General features: G+C 68.8%; 16 protein-coding genes. 11 read left to right on the top strand and 5 right to left on the bottom strand.

Going from position 1 to position 16961, the window contains the following annotated elements; translation table 11 throughout:
* The first annotated feature begins 53 nt into the window (after positions 1-53).
* Positions 54-1634: an ABC transporter substrate-binding protein gene (locus ACIOC0_RS24355; RefSeq protein WP_402157483.1), complete on the top strand. Its 1581-nt coding sequence runs from the start codon at positions 54-56 to the stop codon at positions 1632-1634.
* Positions 1635-1734: 100 nt separating this feature from the next.
* Here the strand turns inward: ACIOC0_RS24355 and ACIOC0_RS24350 are convergent, their stop codons facing one another.
* Both ACIOC0_RS24350 and ACIOC0_RS24345 read right to left on the bottom strand, forming a co-directional pair.
* On the bottom strand, positions 1735-2406 hold the full coding sequence (locus ACIOC0_RS24350) for a response regulator transcription factor (protein WP_130444203.1): 672 nt from the start codon (positions 2404-2406) through the stop codon (positions 1735-1737).
* Between the two features lie 14 nt (positions 2407-2420).
* Positions 2421-3413, bottom strand: coding sequence for a RecB family exonuclease (locus ACIOC0_RS24345; RefSeq protein WP_402157481.1), 993 nt, complete (start codon positions 3411-3413; stop codon positions 2421-2423).
* 163 nt (positions 3414-3576) lie between these two features.
* Between ACIOC0_RS24345 and ACIOC0_RS24340 the strand changes: the two genes are divergently transcribed.
* A complete protein-coding gene (locus ACIOC0_RS24340; protein WP_402157479.1) occupies positions 3577-5046 on the top strand; it encodes a site-2 protease family protein in 1470 nt (489 codons plus the stop codon).
* A gap of 48 nt (positions 5047-5094) precedes the next feature.
* Here ACIOC0_RS24340 and ACIOC0_RS24335 read toward each other — a convergent pair whose 3' ends face one another.
* Positions 5095-5715, bottom strand: coding sequence for a class I SAM-dependent methyltransferase (locus tag ACIOC0_RS24335; RefSeq protein ID WP_402157477.1), 621 nt, complete (start codon positions 5713-5715; stop codon positions 5095-5097).
* Between the two features lie 306 nt (positions 5716-6021).
* Here ACIOC0_RS24335 and ACIOC0_RS24330 point away from each other — a divergent pair, with 306 nt between their 5' ends.
* Both ACIOC0_RS24330 and ACIOC0_RS24325 read left to right on the top strand, forming a co-directional pair.
* Entirely contained in the window at positions 6022-6924 is a 903-nt protein-coding gene (locus ACIOC0_RS24330; RefSeq protein WP_130444212.1) for a tRNA (adenine-N1)-methyltransferase, read from the top strand.
* A gap of 202 nt (positions 6925-7126) precedes the next feature.
* Positions 7127-7693, top strand: coding sequence for a hypothetical protein (locus tag ACIOC0_RS24325; protein WP_402157474.1), 567 nt, complete (start codon positions 7127-7129; stop codon positions 7691-7693).
* Between the two features lie 98 nt (positions 7694-7791).
* Here the strand turns inward: ACIOC0_RS24325 and ACIOC0_RS24320 are convergent, their stop codons facing one another.
* Positions 7792-8097: a ferredoxin gene (locus ACIOC0_RS24320; RefSeq protein WP_402157472.1), complete on the bottom strand. Its 306-nt coding sequence runs from the start codon at positions 8095-8097 to the stop codon at positions 7792-7794.
* A 243-nt stretch (positions 8098-8340) separates the two neighbouring features.
* On the opposite strand from ACIOC0_RS24320, the gene arc reads away from it, so the two are divergent.
* From arc to prcA, 6 genes are all read left to right on the top strand, one after another.
* Positions 8341-10107 (top strand): proteasome ATPase, encoded by a 1767-nt coding sequence (arc, locus tag ACIOC0_RS24315; protein WP_130444220.1) that lies wholly within the window; start codon positions 8341-8343, stop codon positions 10105-10107.
* 231 nt (positions 10108-10338) lie between these two features.
* Positions 10339-11850 (top strand): depupylase/deamidase Dop, encoded by a 1512-nt coding sequence (gene dop, locus ACIOC0_RS24310; protein ID WP_351098318.1) that lies wholly within the window; start codon positions 10339-10341, stop codon positions 11848-11850.
* Positions 11851-12040: 190 nt separating this feature from the next.
* Positions 12041-12259, top strand: coding sequence for a ubiquitin-like protein Pup (locus ACIOC0_RS24305; protein ID WP_130444223.1), 219 nt, complete (start codon positions 12041-12043; stop codon positions 12257-12259).
* A 60-nt stretch (positions 12260-12319) separates the two neighbouring features.
* Positions 12320-12895 carry an endonuclease VII domain-containing protein gene (locus ACIOC0_RS24300; protein WP_402157670.1) on the top strand — a complete coding sequence of 192 codons (576 nt, stop codon included), beginning with the start codon at positions 12320-12322 and terminating at the stop codon, positions 12893-12895.
* Positions 12847-13692, top strand: a complete 846-nt coding sequence (gene prcB, locus ACIOC0_RS24295; protein ID WP_402157470.1) for a proteasome subunit beta — start codon at positions 12847-12849, stop codon at positions 13690-13692. Before ACIOC0_RS24300 ends, prcB begins: the two co-directional genes overlap by 49 nt.
* Positions 13693-13752: 60 nt before the next feature.
* Positions 13753-14502 carry a proteasome subunit alpha gene (gene prcA / locus ACIOC0_RS24290; protein ID WP_402157468.1) on the top strand — a complete coding sequence of 250 codons (750 nt, stop codon included), beginning with the start codon at positions 13753-13755 and terminating at the stop codon, positions 14500-14502.
* An 88-nt stretch (positions 14503-14590) separates the two neighbouring features.
* Here prcA and ACIOC0_RS24285 read toward each other — a convergent pair whose 3' ends face one another.
* Positions 14591-15649 carry a LacI family DNA-binding transcriptional regulator gene (locus ACIOC0_RS24285; RefSeq protein WP_402157466.1) on the bottom strand — a complete coding sequence of 353 codons (1059 nt, stop codon included), beginning with the start codon at positions 15647-15649 and terminating at the stop codon, positions 14591-14593.
* Positions 15650-15694: 45 nt separating this feature from the next.
* Here ACIOC0_RS24285 and ACIOC0_RS24280 point away from each other — a divergent pair, with 45 nt between their 5' ends.
* Entirely contained in the window at positions 15695-16954 is a 1260-nt protein-coding gene (locus ACIOC0_RS24280; RefSeq protein ID WP_402157464.1) for an MFS transporter, read from the top strand.
* Positions 16955-16961 lie beyond the last annotated feature (7 nt).

Genomic DNA, 16961 nt, shown 5'->3' with positions numbered 1-16961 from the left:
CCTGCGGCGGCCACGGCCCCGGGACACGAGATCCGACGACAAGGCACACCTACGTGAACATGCGCAACCAGTGGCCGCTCCTGCCCATCATGGCGGGGCTGGCCTCCGGACTGCTGACCGGATGCGGCTCGCAGGACAGCGGCTCCGGCGGCGACGGCTCCTCCGTCGTGATGGGGATGTCCGACGAGGTCCTCGCCACGGACCCCGCCTCCGGATACGACCCGGGCTCATGGCTGTTGTTCAACAACGTCTTCCAGTCGCTGCTGAGCTTCCCCAAGGGGGGCACCGAGCCCCAGCCCGACGCCGCCAAGGAATGCTCCTTCACCGACACCCGGACCACGGTCTACACGTGCACGCTGAAGGACGGCCTGAAGTTCAGCAACGGTGAAGCGCTCACGTCCGAGGACGTCAAATTCTCCTTCGACCGCATGCTGAAGATCAACGACGACGCCGGCCCGGCCATCATGTTCCCCATGCTCGACCAGGTCGAGGCACCGGACGAGGCCACCGTCGTCTTCAAGCTGAAGGTCCCCGACGCCACCTTCCCCAGCAAGATCGCCTCCGGCGCCGGCTCCATCGTCGACCACCGCTCCTACGACGCGGACAAACTCCGCGAGGACGGCGAAGCCGTCGGCTCCGGCCCCTACAAGCTGGACTCCTTCAAGGACGACGAGGCCGTCTTCTCCGTCAACGAGAACTACGAGGGCACCGCCGACGTCCAGAACACCGGCGTCACGATCAGGTTCTTCAAGGGCGACCAGAGCGCCCTGAAGAAGGCCCTCCTCACCGACGACATCGACATCGCCTACCGCGGCCTCACCGCCGCCGACATCTCCGAAGTCGAACAGAGCAACGACAGCACGGGCGTCGAAGTCGTCGAGGGCACCAGCGCCGAAGTCCAGCACCTCGTCTTCAACATGGACGACCCGGTGGCCGGAAAGCTCGGCGTCCGCCAGGCCATCGCCCACCTCATCGACCGCGAAGCCCTGATCGAGAACATCTACCAAGGCACCGCCACGCCGCTGTACTCGATCATCCCGGCCGGCATCGGCGGCCACAACACCGCCTTCTTCGACCGCTACGGCGCCCGCCCCTCCAAGGCCAAGGCAGCCGCCGCGCTCAAGGAGGACGGCATCACCGGCAAGGTGAAACTCACCCTGTGGTCCACCCCCTCCCGCTACGGCCCGGCCACCGACGCGGAACTCAAGGCCATCGCCGCCCAGCTCAACGCCAGCGGCCTGTTCACCGCCGACGTCAAATCCGTCGCCTACGACCAGTACGAGAAGGACATCGCCGCCGGCAAGTACGGCGTCTACGTCAAGGGCTGGGTTCCCGACTACCCCGACGCCGACAACTTCACCGCCCCCTTCTTCGGCGAGGGCAACGTCCTCGACAACAACTACACCAACGACACCATCACCGGGAAGCTCATCCCGCGCACCGCCGCCCAGAGCACCCGCTCCTCCACCGACACCGACTTCGCCGAACTCCAGGACATCGTCGCCCGGGAGATGCCCGTCCTGCCCGTCTGGCAGGCCAAGCAGTACGCCGTCGTCCACGAGAACGTCTACGGCCTGGAGAACTGCCTCGACGCCTCCACGGTCTTCCGCTTCTGGGAACTCCACAAGGGCTGACCCGGCCGCCACACCACCACGAAGGGCGCCCCCCACGGGGGGCGCCCTTCCGTCGTACCGCACCTCTCAAGACCGCCACACAGCTGCCACGAGACGCCTCTTACTGCGCGCCCGGACGCACCAGCCCGCTCTCGTACGCGTACACCGCGGCCTGCACCCGGTCCCGCAGCCCCAGCTTCGTCAGCACATGCCCCACATGCGTCTTCACCGTCGTCTCGCTCACGAACAGATCCGCCGCGATCTCCGCGTTCGACAACCCCCGAGCCACCAGCTTCAACACCTCCACCTCACGGTCCGTCAGCGTGTGCAGCGTGTCCGGCACCGGCTCCTCACCCGACGGCAGATGCGTGGCGTACTTGTCCAGCAGCCTGCGCGTGATGCTCGGCGCCAGCATCGCCTCACCGTCGGCCACCACCCGGATCGCCTGCACCAACTCGTTGGCGGGCGCGTCCTTCAACAGAAACCCGCTCGCCCCCGCCCGCAGCGCCTCCACCACATACTCGTCGAGATCGAACGTCGTCAGCACCAACACCTTCGCCGGACCGTCCCGACCCGGCCCCGTGATCTGCCGCGTCGCCTCCACACCGTCCATCCGCGGCATACGGATGTCCATCAGAACCACATCGGGCTGCAGAGCCCGCACCTGGTCGAGGGCCTGCAAACCGTCACCGGCCTCACCGACCACCGCGAGATCCTGCTCCGCCTCCAGAATCATCCGGAAGCCGGTACGCAGCAGCGGCTGATCGTCGACCAGTAGGACGCGGATGGCCACGTAAGTCTCCTTAGTTAGTCCGGCCCCATTCTGCCCTGAGCGTCCACCGCCGGCCCGACCGCCCTCACCGGCAGCGGATACGGCGGGGGAGTCCCACCGAACTCCGGACAGTGCGCCCGGTGATCGCACCAACCGCACAACTTCGTCGGCCGCGGCCGCCACTCACCCGTCTCCGTGGCCCGGCGGATCGCCTCCCACAACGCCAGCAGCTTGCGCTCCACCCGCTCCAGATCGGCCACCACCGGGTCGTACGTCACCACATCACCGCTGCCCAGATACACCAGCTGAAGCCGGCGCGGCACCACCCCCTTCAGCCGCCACACCACCAGCGCGTAGAACTTCATCTGGAACAGCGCGCCCTCCGCGTACTCCGGCCGCGGCGCCTTGCCCGTCTTGTAGTCGACGATCCGCACCTCACCCGTGGGCGCCACATCCACCCGGTCGATGATCCCGCGCAGCGTCAACCCCGACTCCAGCTCCGCCTCCACGAACAACTCCCGCTCGGCGGGCTCGAGCCGCGTCGGATCCTCCAGCGTGAACCACCGCTCGACCAGCCCCTCCGCCTCCGCCAGCCACCCGGCCAGCCGCTCACCCTGAGGATCGTCCGCGAACAGATCCACCAGCTCCGGCCGCGACTCACGCAACCGGTCCCACTGCCCCGGGATCAGCGACTTGGCCCGCGGCGCCGTCCGCTCCACCGCCGGAGCGTCGAACAGCCGCTCCAGCACCGCGTGCACCAACGTCCCCTTCGTCGCCGCCGCACTCGGCTTCTCCGGCAACCGGTCGATCACCCGGAACCGGTACAGCAACGGACACTGCATGAAATCGCCGGCCCGCGACGGCGACAGCGAAGCGGGCGCCACTGCGACGACCGCCTTCCCACCCGCCGCCGCGCCCCCCTGAGACCCCGCTCCCGACTCCGACTCCACCCGTGCCTCCGACTCCACCCGCGACCCCACCACACCGCCCCCGACCGCCCCGGCGACCCGCTCGCTGCTGCTCTCCATGCCCCAGACCATACGGCCCACCACTGACAGTCACCCACTCCGTCCGCTACAGCAGTGAAAACACAGGGGTGCCGGGGCGGAACACGCCACCACGGCCGCATACCATCGATCCCGAGACCCTTCCGCCCGGCAGGACGGGAGACGCATCGAACGAGGGGACACCGTGGTGGAAAGCGGCGGGAACGGGCAGCCGCGGCCGGACAGCGAACAGCCGGCCAAGCCCCCCACGACACCGACCGAGGGCCCGCCCCCACCGGACACCGACACCCCCGCACCGGGCGACGCCCCGGCCCCCGGCGAAACCCCCGCACGCCACGACCCCTCCGCACCCGCCGACGCCTCACCACGCGCCGAAACCCCCGCCCGCACCCACGGCGACCACCACCCCGAACGCCCCCACGCCCACACCCCGGGCGGCGCGGCACCGGGCCCCGCCCTCGGACAAGCCCCCGCCGGCAAAGGACGCCCCCCCAAGGCCCCCGAACCCCGCGGCGGACTCCTCATGGGCCGCCCCTTCGGCGTACCCGTCTACGTAGCCCCCAGCTGGTTCCTCGTCGCCGCCCTCATCACCTGGGTGTTCGGCGGCCAGCTCGACCGCGTGCTCCCCGAACTCGGCGCCGCCCGCTACCTCGTCTCCCTCTTCTTCGCCGTCGCCTTCTACGCGTCCGTCCTCATCCACGAACTCGCCCACACCGTCGCCGCACTCCGCTTCAAACTCCCCGTCCGCCGCATCCAGCTCCAGTTCTTCGGCGGCGTCTCCGAGATCGAGAAAGAAGCCGAGACCCCCGGCCGCGAGTTCTGGCTCGCCTTCGTCGGCCCCCTGCTCTCCCTCGCCCTCGCCGGCGTCTTCTACCTCGCCATGCAGCCCGTCGAGCCCGGCACCGTCCCCGGCGTCCTCCTGGCCGGCCTGATGATCTCCAACCTCATCGTGGCGGTCTTCAACCTTCTGCCCGGCCTCCCCCTCGACGGCGGCCGCATGCTCCGCGCCGTCGTCTGGAAGATCACCGGCAAGCCCATGACCGGCACCGTCGCCGCCGCCTGGGTCGGCCGCGCCCTCGCCGTCTCCGTCCTCATCGGACTGCCCCTGCTCACCCAGTCCGGAGCCCTCGGAGACGCCGCCGAGGACAGCGTCGGCATGGACACCGTCATGGACGCCCTGCTCGCCGCCATCCTCGCCGCGATCATCTGGACCGGCGCCGGCAACAGCCTGCGCATGGCCCGACTGCGCGAACACCTCCCCGAACTGCGCGCCCGCAACCTCACCCGCCGCGCCGTCCCCGTCGAGTCCGCCACCCCGCTCTCCGAGGCACTGCGCCGCGCCAACGACGCCGGCGCCCGCGCCCTCGTCGTCGTCGACGCCGACGGCGAACCGCTCTCCCTGGTCCGCGAGGCCGCCATCGTCGGCGTACCCGAACACCGCCGCCCCTGGGTGGCCGTCAGCGGCCTCGCCCAGGACCTCACCGACGGCATGCGCGTCTCCGCCGAACTCGCCGGGGAAGACCTCCTGGACGCCCTGCGCGCGACACCCGCCACCGAATACCTCGTCGTGGAGGAGACCGGCGCGATCTACGGCGTCCTGTCCGCGGCCGACGTCGAACGCGCCTTCGTCAAGGCGATGGCCCGCCCCAGCTGACACCCCCCGGCGGTTCCGGCCCCCAGGACCGGAACCGCCCGGCCCGCCTCAGCCGGCCTTCGTCCCCACCAGGACGAACTCGTTGTACGGGAACACCTTCCCCACCGAGCGCGGGAACGGGAAGGAGAACGCCCGCGCCACCGTCAGTCCCGCCTTGTCCGCATGCCGGCGCAAGTCCTCGAAGCCCACGAAACGCACATGCGTCGCGTCCGTCTTGTAACCGGCCTCCTGCGGAGTGATCAGCACCACCCGGCCCCCCGGCTTCACCAGCGGCAGGTACTGCGCCAGCACATCCGCGCCCAGAGCCTCGTCCATGTGCTCCAGGACATGCGCGCACAGCAGCGAGTCGAACGACCCCGGACCGCAGTCCGGCGCCTTCGCCAGATCCTCCGGCACATACGCCGTCAGCCCACGCTCACGACACGTCGCCACCGAATGCTCGTTGTGGTCCACACCCACACTGTCCGGCCCGCAGTTCAGCAGGTTCCGCCCCAGGCCGCAGCCCACGTCGAGAACCCGCCCCAGCCGAAGCCGCTTCAGGTTCCACCGGTACGGCGCCTGCGTCGGCAGGAAACGCTTGATCCCCGAGGTTTCCAGCCGGGCGAGCCGCTTCGTGTAATCGGAGCCCTCCGTGCTCGCCTCGGGCTTACCGTTCTTGGCCTCGGACATCGATGACCGCCATTCCCAGATGAGAGAGATCGACAACGGGCCACACCGGCGGAACGAACGGAACCCACGAGGAAAGCCCAAGCACGGACCCGCATCGCGTCCCGCCCTCGCGGCCCATGTCCCACCCGCCATGTGACCTGATCCACAAGGCTATGAGGCACAAGGGAACAGGTAAAGCCGAACCGGCCGATGCCCGCAAGCAATTTCGACCAGTCACCCCGCCCCCGGCCGCACCCCCCTCCCGACGAACACCCGCCCCGCACCATCGTGGTCGGCGACCCCCGCAAACGCCGGTAGTCTGGTCACATGTCCGAACCGACCGGTGCCGCCCGCAGGCGCGGGCCCTTCAAGGTCGGGGACCAGGTTCAGCTGACCGACCCCAAGGGCCGCCACTACACGTTCACGCTCGAAGCCGGGAAGAACTTCCACACCCACAAGGGTTCCTTCCCGCACGACGAACTGATCGGCGCACCCGAGGGCAGCGTGGTCCGCACCACCGGCAACGTCGCCTACCTCGCGCTGCGCCCCCTGCTCCCCGACTACGTCCTGTCCATGCCCCGCGGGGCAGCCGTCGTCTACCCCAAGGACGCGGGGCAGATCCTCGCCTTCGCCGACATCTTCCCCGGCGCACGCGTCGTCGAAGCCGGCGTCGGCTCCGGATCCCTCAGCAGCTTCCTCCTGCGGGCCATCGGCGACGAGGGCATGCTGCACAGCTACGAGCGCCGCGAGGACTTCGCCGACATCGCCCGGCAGAACGTCGAACGCTACTTCGGCGGCCCCCACCCCGCCTGGCAGCTCACCGTCGGCGACCTCCAGGACAACCTGTCCGACCCCGACGTCGACCGCGTCATCCTCGACATGCTCGCCCCCTGGGAATGCCTCGAGGCCGTCTCCAAGGCCCTCGTCCCCGGCGGCATCCTGTGCTGCTACGTCGCCACCACCACCCAGCTCGCCCGGACCGTCGAGTCCATCCGCGAGATCGGCTGCTTCAACGAGCCGACCGCCTGGGAGTCGATGATCCGCAACTGGCACATCGAAGGCCTCGCCGTCCGCCCCGACCACCGCATGATCGGCCACACCGGCTTCCTGCTCACCGCCCGCCGCCTCGCCGACGGCGTCGAGCCCCCCATGCGCCGCCGCCGCCCCGCCAAGGGCGCCTACGGCGAGGACTACGCCGGCCCCAACGCCGACGCGGGCAACGGCCGCTGACACCACACCCCCGCAACGCCACGACGCCGTGACCGAGTTCCCCGTCACACCAGGGAACCCGGCCACGGCGTCACCGCGTTGACACCCCGCCCCACCCGACACCCCACCGGCCCGGCCCCGCACCCCGCCGTTCCCCCGCACTGTGACGTGTGGCACGATGCTGGCCACCCCACCCCCCGGCACAGCCCAGGAGACGCACCTCGTGCAGCAACCCGCCGTCCCGGAACTGGCACACACCCACACCCGACCGATCCACTGGCTCGCGACCGCCACCGCGCTGGCCGCCGTCATAGCCCTCTCCTCGGTCCTCCAACCCCGGCCGGCGACCGCCGCCCAGACCACCGGCCCCCACCCCACCACCGCCACGGCGCCCGCCACCACCGGAATCGACTTCCCCCTCCGGTGCGGCCCCGTCAAACCCCTCGTCGTCAAGAAAGCCACCGGAGACCTCGACGGCGACGGCAGACCCGAAACCATCGCAGCCGTCCACTGCGACTCCGCCATGGGCACCCCACCCGACGGCCTCTACGTCCTCACCCAAGGCGCCGACACCCCCCACCCCCGCCTCGTCGCCACGCTCCTCGACCCCGAGGAACGCCGGACCGTCACCGCCCTCACCGTCCAGGACGGCGCCGTCCTCGCCACCTACCTCGGCTACTCCTCGGCCGACGTGCCCAGTTGCTGCCCCGACGTCAAAGCCGACGCCAAGTGGCGCTGGAAGGACAACGTGTTCATCCGCTCCACCCCCGCGGGCACCCACACCGTCTGACACCCGCCCGCCGCCCCCACGACACCCCGCGCAGCGGCCGGCACGCGCAACTCGCCCCTCAGACAGGCCTCACCGCATCACCCCACGCGCACGCGCACTCACTCCGCGTCAGGGCCGTACACCTCGACACTGTCCGAAATCCTTCGCACATGGATGCACTCACCCGGACACTCCCGCGCCGAATCCACCACATCGGTCAGCAACGGCAGCGGAACCGGCGCCGACGCCCCCGGAGCCTGCAAAAGCTCCTCACCCGCACCCTTCACGTACGCCAGCCCGTCGATGTCCAGCTCGAACACCTCCGGCGCGTACTGCGCACAGATGCCGTCACCGGTACAGAGATCCTGGTCGATCCAGACCTCCAGCGCCTCACCGCCGACCACCGCATCCTGCTGCACGCCCATATCTCCTGCCGTTTAGAACCGAGCCCCACGGGAACCATGCGAGCCCTGACGGGTGTTGAACACTTCGACCCTACCCCTGGCGGCTTTCCAATCATGTTCGGTGGGTATCCCCCTGGCGTGAGGGAGAGCGCAAGGGTGAAGATCGGACACACCCCGACAGTCTTTGTGATCTAGGGGTTTCAATCGACACCCACCCAGGTAGGGTCTGGAAGCGTCCAGCTCCCCTTGGAGGAGGTGAGGACCGTGGCAGCCCACGACGACGACATGAACCGCGGCATCCGCCCGGGACGAGGGTCCGACGACCCGGCCGGGCAGATTGCCTACCTTGAGCAGGAGATCGCCGTCCTGCGACGCAAGCTCGCCGACTCTCCGCGACACACGAGGATTCTCGAAGAGCGGATCGTCGAGCTGCAGACCAACCTGGCCGGCGTGTCCGCTCAGAACGAGAGACTCGCCAACACGCTCCGCGAGGCCCGCGACCAGATCGTGGCCCTCAAAGAGGAAGTCGACCGGCTCGCCCAGCCGCCGGCCGGCTTCGGAGTCTTCCTGCAGGCCAACGAGGACGGCACCGCCGACATCTTCACCGGAGGCCGCAAACTCCGCGTGAACGTCAGCCCCGGCGTCGAGCTCGAAGAGCTCCGACGCGGCCAGGAACTGATGCTCAACGAAGCGCTCAACGTGGTCGAAGCCATGGAGTTCGAGCGCGTCGGGGACATCGTCACCCTCAAGGAGATCCTCGAGGACGGCGAACGCGCCCTGGTGCTCGGGCACACCGACGAGGAACGGGTGGTACGGCTCGCCGAGCCGCTGCTGGACGTCACCATCCGCCCCGGCGACGCCCTGCTGCTCGAACCCCGCTCCGGCTACGTCTACGAAATCGTCCCCAAGAGCGAGGTCGAAGAACTCGTCCTCGAAGAAGTCCCCGACATCGGCTACGAACAGATCGGCGGACTCGGCGGCCAGATCGAAGCCATCCGCGACGCGGTCGAGCTGCCCTACCTCTACCCCGACCTGTTCAAGGAGCACGAACTGCGGCCCCCCAAGGGCGTCCTGCTCTACGGACCCCCCGGATGCGGCAAGACGCTCATCGCCAAGGCCGTCGCCAACTCGCTGGCCAAAAAGGTCGCCGAAGTCACCGGCCAGGCCGCCGGCAAGAGCTTCTTCCTCAACATCAAGGGACCCGAGCTCCTCAACAAGTACGTCGGCGAAACCGAACGCCAGATCCGCCTCGTCTTCCAGCGAGCCCGCGAGAAGGCCAGCGAGGGCACCCCCGTCATCGTCTTCTTCGACGAGATGGAATCCCTCTTCCGCACCCGCGGCTCCGGAGTCAGCTCCGACGTCGAGAACACCATCGTCCCGCAGCTTCTCGCCGAGATCGACGGCGTCGAAGGCCTGCAGAACGTCGTCGTCATCGGCGCCTCCAACCGCGAGGACATGATCGACCCGGCGATCCTGCGCCCCGGCCGGCTCGACGTCAAGATCAAGATCGAGCGCCCGGACGCCGAGGCCGCCAAGGACATCTTCGGCAAGTACCTCACCGAACGCCTCCCCCTGCACTCCGACGACCTCGGCGAGCACGGCGGCAGCAAGGCCACCACCGTCGACAGCATGATCCAGACGGCAGTGGAACACATGTACGCCGAATCCGAGGAAAACCGCTTCCTGGAAGTCACCTACGCCAACGGAGACAAGGAAGTCCTCTACTTCAAGGACTTCAACTCCGGCGCCATGATCGAGAACATCGTCGGCCGCGCCAAGAAAATGGCCATCAAGGACTTCCTCGAAAAGAACCAGAAGGGCCTCCGCGTCTCCCACCTCCTCCAGGCCTGCGTGGACGAGTTCAAGGAGAACGAAGACCTCCCCAACACCACCAACCCCGACGACTGGGCCCGCATCTCCGGAAAGAAGGGCGAACGGATCGTCTACATCCGCACCCTCATCACCGGAAAGCAAGGCTCCGACACCGGGCGCTCCATCGACACGGTGGCCAACACCGGACAGTACCTGTAAAACCAGGGCGGCTGCGGGTGCCCTCCACGGGGGTACCCGCAGCCGACTGCTTTTCGGGCCACGGCTGGAGCAGCCAATGACGCAAATGATCTCCCCGCCAGCGCAGAGCCGTTCTAGGCTCTTCCGTACCGCCGGGCGCAGTGCGGGGACGGGCACCGCACACGCACCGGAGCACCCGCGGTACTGGAGTGGCGCCCACGACCGAGGGCGCCGCCGGGCAAGGAGGGCCGCATGACCGTACGGCGAGTAATGGGCATCGAGACGGAGTACGGGATCTCCGTCCCCGGCCACCCCAACGCCAATGCCATGCTCACCTCATCCCAGATCGTCAACGCCTACGCGGCCGCGATGCACCGGGCCCGCCGGGCCCGCTGGGACTTCGAGGAAGAGAACCCCCTGCGCGACGCCCGAGGATTCGACCTCGCCCGCGAGGCCGCCGACGCCAGCCAGCTCACCGACGAGGACATCGGCCTCGCCAACGTCATCCTCACCAACGGCGCCCGCCTCTACGTCGACCACGCACACCCCGAATACAGCGCCCCCGAAGTCACCAACCCCCGCGACGCCGTCCTCTGGGACAAGGCCGGCGAACGCATCATGGCCGAAGCAGCCGAACGCGCCGCCGCACTCCCCGGCGCCCAGCCCATCCACCTCTACAAGAACAACACCGACAACAAGGGCGCCTCCTACGGCACGCACGAGAACTACCTGATGAAGCGGGAAACCGCCTTCTCCGACATCGTGCGCCACCTCACGCCCTTCTTCGTCTCCCGCCAGGTCTTCGCCGGAGCCGGCCGCGTCGGCATCGGCCAGGACGGCCACGAACACGGCTTCCAGCTCAGCCAGCGCGCCGACTACTTCGAAGTCGAGGTCGGCCTGGAGACGACGCTGAAACGCCCCATCATCAACACCCGCGACGAACCGCACGCCGACGCCGAGAAGTACCGCCGCCTCCACGTGATCATCGGCGACGCGAACCTCTCGGAGATCTCCACTTATCTCAAACTCGGCACGACGGCCCTCGTCCTGTCCATGATCGAGGACGGCTTCATCGCTGTCGACCTCGCCGTCGACCAGCCCGTCCGCACCCTCCACCAGGTCTCCCACGACCCGACGCTCCAGCGCCTCGTCACCCTGCGCAGCGGACGCACGCTCACCGCCGTCCAGCTGCAGATGGAGTACTACGAGCTGTCGCGGAAATACATCGAGGAACGGTACGGCGCGGACGCCGACGCCCAGACCAAGGACGTCCTGGCGCGCTGGGAGGACACCCTCACCCGCCTGGAGAACGACCCCATGAGCCTCGCCGGCGAACTCGACTGGGTCGCCAAACGCGAGCTCATGGAGGGCTACCGGCGCCGCGACGACCTCGACTGGGACGCCGCCCGCCTGCACCTCGTCGACCTCCAGTACGCCGACGTACGGGCCGACAAGGGCCTGTACAACCGGCTCGCGGCCCGCGGCCGCATCAAGCGGCTGCTGGACGAGGCCGAGGTCGAGCGGGCCAAGGCCAAGCCCCCGGAGGACACCCGCGCCTACTTCCGCGGCCGCTGCCTGGAGCAGTACGCCGACGACGTCGCCGCGGCCTCCTGGGACTCGGTCATCTTCGACCTTCCGGGTCGGGACTCGCTCCAGCGGGTTCCAACCCTCGAACCTCTTCGCGGAACGCGAAATCACGTCAAGGAACTCCTGGACCGCTGCCGGACCGCGGAAGACCTGGTCAGGGTCTTGTCGGGCGGCTGACCGGGTACTCGGCCGGACCCGGGCGAGCGGGGTGAGAGCCCCGCCGTCCGGGAATCATCGAGGTGGCGCCCGTACGTTCCAGGAACTGCGGGGCCGATGTCGGACCCGGCTTGTAGGGTCTGATCATCACCGATCGGCAGGAAAGCCGACCTGTCGACCCATGTCGGGCGAACTGAGCGGGGTGAGGGTAATGGCGACCAAGGACACCGGCGGCGGCCAGCAGAAGGCGACGCGCTCCACGGAGGAGGTCGAAGAGCAGGCCGCGGAGACGCAGGCCTCGGACGACCTCAAGGAGCGCCAGGAGAAGCTGAGCGACGACGTCGACTCGGTTCTTGACGAAATTGACGATGTCCTCGAGGAGAATGCGGAGGATTTCGTTCGCTCATTCGTTCAGAAGGGCGGTCAGTAAGCTGCTTTGACCTTCAAATCGAAGGTCCGGTCGGGGGTGCGGGTGCAGGAAGATCAGACGGTGAAACGCTGCTCGCGGTGCAAGGAGTCCAAACCGCGGGCGGCGTTCGCCGGCAACAGGGCGGCGCGCGACGGCCTGCAGGCTTATTGCAGGGAATGCTGGGCGCAATACCACCAGGCTCGGCAACTGGCCAAGGGCAAGAAGGTGCGTCCCCGCGTCGAGGTGCCGGAGGGGCACAAGTTCTGCCGTTCCTGCTGTGAGATCAAGCCGTACAGCGAGTGGCATCGCAATGCGTCTGCTTCTGATGGCCTGTCGACGAGCTGCAAGGCGTGCCGCGCGATCAAGGGGCGCGCCGGTCATCTGAAGCGTCAGTACGGCCTCACCGAAGCCGAACCCGCCGAGTTGGTCTCCTCTCAAGGAGGCGTCTGCTGCATCTGTCTGGCAGCGGCGCCCGAGCATGTGGATCACTGCCATCAGACGGGTAGGGTCCGTGGCGTACTGTGCTTCAGCTGCAATGCAGCACTGGGGCAGTTCAAGGATCGGCCCGATGCCATAAGGCGGGCTGCCGCTTACGTGGAAGGAATCGCGTGGAAGCCAACACTCGTAGCACCGGGCGTCTACCGGCTGCCTTCCTGACGCCTGGGTCCTCGTCCTTCATGGACTTCCTCTCCGAGCACCAGCCGGAGCTGCTGCCGGGCAAGCGGCAGCTGCCGCCGACGCAGGGTGTCATCGAGGCGCCGCACGGGACGACGATCGTGTCCGTGACGTTCCCGGGCGGTGTCGTGCTCGCCGGCGACCGCCGGGCGACGATGGGCAACGTCATCGCGCAGCGGGACATCGAGAAGGTGTTCCCGGCGGACGAGTACTCCGCGGTGGGCATCGCCGGCACGGCCGGTCTGGCGGTGGAGATGGTGAAGCTGTTCCAGCTGGAGCTGGAGCACTTCGAGAAGGTCGAGGGCGCTCAGCTGTCCCTGGAGGGCAAGGCGAACCGGCTGTCGACGATGATCAGGTCGAACCTGGGCATGGCGATGCAGGGGCTGGCCGTGGTGCCGTTGTTCGCCGGGTTCGACGTGGACCGGGGCAAGGGGCGGATCTTCTCCTACGACGTCACGGGCGGGCGTTCGGAGGAGCAGAACTACGCGGCGACCGGTTCGGGTTCGATCTTCGCGCGTGGTGCGATGAAGAAGCTGTTCCGTGAGGACCTGACCGAGGAGCAGGCGACGACGCTGGTGGTGCAGGCGCTGTACGACGCGGCTGACGACGATTCGGCGACGGGTGGTCCGGATGTCGCCCGCCGGATCTTCCCCATCGTCACGGTGATCACGGAGGACGGTTTCCGCCGGCTCACGGAGGACGAGTCGTCTCAGGTCGCCCGGTCGGTGCTGGCTCGGCGTCTGGAGCAGCCGGACGGTCCGCGGGCGGCGCTGCTGTAGTGGGCCGGTTCCGTTGGTTCAGGTGATCGAGTGACTTTCACAGAAAGGGACGGATAGCCGGTGTCGACGCCGTTCTATGTCTCACCTCAGCAGGCGATGGCCGACCGTGCGGAGTACGCGCGGAAGGGCATTGCCCGTGGTCGCAGCCTGGTCGTGCTGCAGTATGCCGACGGGATCGTGTTCGTCGGCGAGAACCCGTCCCGTGCGCTGCACAAGTTCAGCGAGATCTATGACCGGATCGGTTTCGCCGCGGCCGGTAAGTACAACGAGTACGAGAATCTGCGGATCGGTGGTGTGCGGTACGCGGATCTGCGGGGTTACACCTATGACCGTGACGATGTGACGGCGCGTGGTCTGGCGAACGTGTACGCGCAGACGTTGGGCACGATCTTCTCTTCGGCGGGTGAGAAGCCGTACGAGGTGGAGTTGGTCGTGGCGGAGGTCGGGGAGACTCCGGACGGCGATCAGATCTACCGGTTGCCGCATGACGGTTCGATCGTGGACGAGCACGGTTCGGTCGCGGTGGGCGGTAACGCGGAGCAGATCAGCGGTTACCTGGATCAGCGTCATCAGGACGGCATGAGTCTTGCCGAGGCTTTGAAGCTGGCGGTGCAGGCGTTGTCGCGGGACACCAACGGTACGCAGCGGGAGATTCCGGCGGAGCGTCTGGAGGTGGCGGTGCTGGATCGTACGCGGCCGCAGAAGCGGAAGTTCAAGCGGATCGTGGGGCGTCAGCTGGCGCGTCTGCTGGAGTCGAGTGGTGCGGTGTCGGAGGCGGAGAGCGCCGAGGAGTCGGAGGACGACTCGTAGGCGTCGGTCCTGCTTGATGTTGCCCTGTTCTGCGCCCCGGTCGGTCTGCCGTCCGGGGCGCAGGCCTTCAGGGGGTCTTCCTGGGCCTTCAGGGGGTGTGTGGGGGCGCTGTGGAGCCTCGGGTGATGAGGTGGACGGGGATGTCCTGCGCGTCCGGTGTGCGGCCGTCCAGGACGGCGAGGAGGGCGTGCATGCCGTGTTCGCCGAAGAGTTCGGCGTCGAGGTGGACGGTGGTGAGTTCGGGGTCGAGGGCGCCGGCGAGGGCGAGGTCGTCGATGCCGGTGACGGAGAGGTCGTCGGGGATGCGCAGGCCGAGGCGGCGGGCTGCTTTGTAGGCGCCGGCGGCGAGTTTGTCGTCGTCGCAGATGACGGCGGTGGGGCGGTTGTGGGGGTTGTGGAGGGCGGTGAGGGTGGCGGTGAGGGCGCCGTCGATGGAGATGGGGGCGGGTGCCGTTCGCAGGGTGGTTCCGGGTGCCGAGGCGAGGCGGGCGGCGAGTTCGCGAGCGCGGAGGTGGAAGGTCCAGGAGGGGATGTCGGCGGCGAGGTGGAGGTAGTGGCGGTGGCCGAGGTGGAGGAGGTGGTCGGTGATCTGGTGGATGCCGTCGGCGATGTCGAGGTTGACGGTGGCCGCGGCGGGGTGGGCGGCGGGGTCGCTGTCGAGCATGACGAGGGGGAGTTGGTCGCCGCTGATGGCGGTGAGGGCGTCGGCGGCCATGGAGGAGGCGATGACGCCGTCGAGGGCGGCTTGGGCGGAGGCGAAGGGGTCGCGGGCGGGGCCGACGCCTTCGGGGGAGGGGTAGAGGACGACGCCGAAGCCGTGTTCGGCGGCGACGCGGGCGGCGCCGGTGTAGACGCCGGCGAAGAATTCGGTGGTGAGGGCGGGGACGACGAGGAGGACGGTGCGGGTGCGGCCGAGGCGCAGGTGGCGGGCGGCGAGGTTGGGGCGGTAGCCGAGGTCGCGGGCGGCTTGGCGTACGCGTTCGGCTGTGGTGGCGGAGACGCGGCCTTGCCATTTGTCGCCGAGGACGAGGGAGACGGTGGCTTGGGAGACTTGCGCGGCTTGGGCGACGTCGCGGCTTGTGGGGCGGGTGCTGCCTCGTGCCACCGTGGGCCTGCTCTTTCGTCTGGACTGGTGAACAGCGCACATGGTACGTATGACGCACGACGTTATACGTACAACTGAGGCGGTTCGATGGCGGCGGGATACGGCGAGATCCTCAGGGCGAGGCACGCGGCCCGGCTGCTCGCGGGCACGCTCGTGGGGCGGTTGCCGAATGCGGTGGCCCCGATCGCGATCGTGCTGTTCGTGCGGGGCGAGGGGGGTGCGTACAGTCTGGCGGGCGCGCTGGCCGCGGTGTACGGCGTGGCCAACGCGGTCGGTCAGCCGCTGCTGGGGCGGCTGGTGGATCTGTTCGGGCAGCCGAGGGTGCAGTTGCCGGCCGCGCTGGCGTCGGCGCTGGCGATGGCGGGGTTCGCCCTGTCGGGCACGGGGGTGCTGCCGCTCGCGTATGCGGCCGTGGCGGCGGCGGGGTTGTTCACGCCGCCCCTGGAGGGCGGGCTGCGGGCGTTGTGGCCGTCGGTGCTGCGCCGGGAGGAGCAGGTGCACACGGCGTACGCGTTGGACGCGGTGGCGCAGGAGGTGATGTTCACGGTGGGTCCGCTGCTGGTGACGGTGTGCGTGTCGCTGTGGTCGCCGGCGGTGGCGCTGCTGGTCATCAACGCGGTCGGGGTGCTGGGGGCGCTGTCGGTGGTGGTGTCGGCGCCGTCGCGGGCGTGGCGGTCGGCGCCGCGTGAGGCGCACTGGCTCGGTGCTCTGCGGTCGCCGGGGCTGCTGGTGCTGTTGGGGGCTTTTCTGTTCGTGGGGGTGGCGCTGGGTTCGATCACGGTGGCCGCGGTGCCGTATGCGGACGAGCACGGTGGGGATGTGGTGTACGGCTGGCTGATGGCGGCGGTGGGTCTGGGGGCGCTGGTGGGCGGCCTGGCCTACGGGGCGCGGGAGTGGCCGGGTGTCCCGGAGCGGCGGTTGCGGGTGCTGGTGGGGTTGCTGGCGGTGTGTTATCTGCCGCTGTTGCTGATGCCGGGTGCGGTGGCGATGGTGGCGTTGACGGCGGTGGCGGGGGTGTTTCTGGCGCCGGCGTTGGCTTGTGCATTCGTGATTGTGGATCGTCACGCTCCGCGAGGGACGGTGACGGAGGCGTTCTCCTGGCTGGTGACGATGTTCACGGTCGGGATGTCGTTGGGGACGGGTGTGGCGGGGCCGGTCGTCGAGGGGGGTGGTGCGGTGTGGGGGTTCGCCGTGCCGGGGGCCGCGGGTGCGGTGGCGCTGGCGGTTCTGCTGGCCGGCGGGCGGGTGCTGGCGCGTCCGGTGGGGGGCGAGGTCGTTGCGGCTTCATCGGAAAATGATCCGAACCGTGCTGTCGAACCCCGTTTCAGTTCTGGTGATCGGGCGTAATGTTCAG

The organism is Streptomyces sp. NPDC088254, from assembly GCF_044740925.1.
In the GTDB taxonomy this organism is placed as follows: Bacteria; Actinomycetota; Actinomycetes; order Streptomycetales; family Streptomycetaceae; genus Streptomyces.
The sequence above is the reverse complement of the archived record's forward strand: the minus strand, read 5'-3'. Positions and strand labels throughout refer to the sequence as shown.

Coding starts and splice junctions, on each gene's coding strand:
- ACIOC0_RS24345 (WP_402157481.1), bottom strand. CDS start 3,413: ATGGAGAGCAGCAGCGAGCGGGTCGCCGGGGCGGTCGGGGGCGGTGTG.
- ACIOC0_RS24335 (WP_402157477.1), bottom strand. CDS start 5,715: ATGTCCGAGGCCAAGAACGGTAAGCCCGAGGCGAGCACGGAGGGCTCC.
- ACIOC0_RS24330 (WP_130444212.1), top strand. CDS start 6,022: ATGTCCGAACCGACCGGTGCCGCCCGCAGGCGCGGGCCCTTCAAGGTC.
- ACIOC0_RS24320 (WP_402157472.1), bottom strand. CDS start 8,097: ATGGGCGTGCAGCAGGATGCGGTGGTCGGCGGTGAGGCGCTGGAGGTC.
- dop (WP_351098318.1), top strand. CDS start 10,339: ATGACCGTACGGCGAGTAATGGGCATCGAGACGGAGTACGGGATCTCC.
- ACIOC0_RS24305 (WP_130444223.1), top strand. CDS start 12,041: ATGGCGACCAAGGACACCGGCGGCGGCCAGCAGAAGGCGACGCGCTCC.
- ACIOC0_RS24285 (WP_402157466.1), bottom strand. CDS start 15,649: ATGTGCGCTGTTCACCAGTCCAGACGAAAGAGCAGGCCCACGGTGGCA.
- ACIOC0_RS24280 (WP_402157464.1), top strand. CDS start 15,695: ATGGCGGCGGGATACGGCGAGATCCTCAGGGCGAGGCACGCGGCCCGG.